Genomic DNA, 640 nt, shown 5'->3' with positions numbered 1-640 from the left:
TCCGGCGCGGACAACCGGGCTGGGAGACCCGGGTGACGAGATGGGAAACGCGTCAGAAGCCGTGTGGCGCTACACCCAGTTCCTCACTTATTCCTCACTGGGTGCAGCGTTCACGCATGGGCTGGCCTCCGGCGCGGACAACCGGGCTGGGAGACCCGGGTGACGAGATGGGAAACGCGTCAGAAGCCGTGTGGCGCTACACCCCCAGACGTTCGACCGGGTAGGCCGGGTCCAGCGGCACATAGGCACCACCCGCCTTGAGGATGGCCAGCAGCCCTACCACCATGGCAAAGCCGCGCTCCACGCAGATGGCCACGCGATCATCAGGTCCTACACCGCGCTCGATCAGGTGGTGAGCGAGCCGGTTGGCCTGCGTGTTCAGTTGTGCGTAAGTAAGCGATTGATCTTCATAGACCAGTACAGGATATATTCCGCTTCCTCGCTCACTGACTCGCTACGCTCGGTCGTTCGACTGCGGCGAGCGGAAATGGCTTACGAACGGGGCGGAGATTTCCTGGAAGATGCCAGGAAATCTCCGCCCCGTTCGTCAGCAGAATATGTGATACAGGATATATTCCGCTTCCTCGCTCACTGACTCGCTACGCTCGGTCGTTCGACTGCGGCGAGCGGAAATGGCTTA

General features: G+C 61.2%; 1 protein-coding gene. It reads right to left on the bottom strand.

Annotated elements, in window-relative coordinates; genetic code table 11:
* Window positions 1–196 precede the first annotated feature (196 nt).
* Window positions 197–418 (bottom strand): AMP-binding protein, encoded by a 222-nt coding sequence (locus BTJ49_RS15325; protein WP_343125544.1) that lies wholly within the window; start codon window positions 416–418, stop codon window positions 197–199.
* Between the last annotated feature and the right edge of the window lie 222 nt (window positions 419–640).

Origin of the sequence: Oleiagrimonas sp. MCCC 1A03011, assembly GCF_003267965.1 — a bacterium.
In the GTDB taxonomy this organism is placed as follows: domain Bacteria; phylum Pseudomonadota; class Gammaproteobacteria; order Xanthomonadales; family Rhodanobacteraceae; genus Oleiagrimonas; species Oleiagrimonas citrea.
This window is presented reverse-complemented; position numbering and strand designations above follow the sequence as displayed.